The following is a 541-nucleotide window of genomic DNA, read 5'->3' as shown; positions in this document are numbered from 1 at the left end:
TCCTCGATGGAGGACGCGGTGGTCGCCCACCTCGCCTCCCGTGCCTTCCCCGGCGTGGACGTGGTGTTCCTGGACACCGGCTACCACTTCGAGGAGACCATCGGTACCCGCGACGCGGTCCAGGCCGTGATGGACGTCAACGTCATCACCCTCACCCCGCGCCAGACGGTCGCCGAACAGGACGCCGCGTACGGGCCGAGGCTCCACGACCGCGACCCCGACCTGTGCTGCGCCCTGCGCAAGGTCAAGCCCCTCGAAGAGGGCCTCGCCGGCTACGAGGCCTGGGCGACGGGCCTGCGCCGCGACGAGTCCCCCACCCGGGCCGGCACCCCGGTCGTCGGCTGGGACGAGAAGCGGCGGAAGGTCAAGATCTCCCCGATCGCCCGCTGGACCCAGGACGACGTCGAGGCGTACGTCGCCGAACACGGCGTCCTGACCAACCCGCTGCTGATGGACGGCTACACCTCCGTCGGCTGCGCCCCCTGCACCCGCCGGGTCGCCGAGGGCGAGGACGCCCGGGCCGGCCGCTGGGCCGGGCGCG

Annotated in this window: 1 protein-coding gene; it reads left to right on the top strand. The window is 73.4% G+C overall.

Annotation, left to right across the window (positions count from 1 at the left end):
* Positions 1-541: phosphoadenylyl-sulfate reductase (locus WDV06_RS37080; RefSeq protein WP_395514192.1), on the top strand; the 541-nt coding region annotated here is incomplete at both ends.

This window comes from Streptomyces racemochromogenes, from assembly GCF_044129415.1.
Classification (GTDB): domain Bacteria; phylum Actinomycetota; class Actinomycetes; order Streptomycetales; family Streptomycetaceae; genus Streptomyces; species Streptomyces racemochromogenes_A.
Note: the sequence above shows the minus strand (reverse complement) of the source record. Positions and strands in the feature narration are given on the sequence as shown.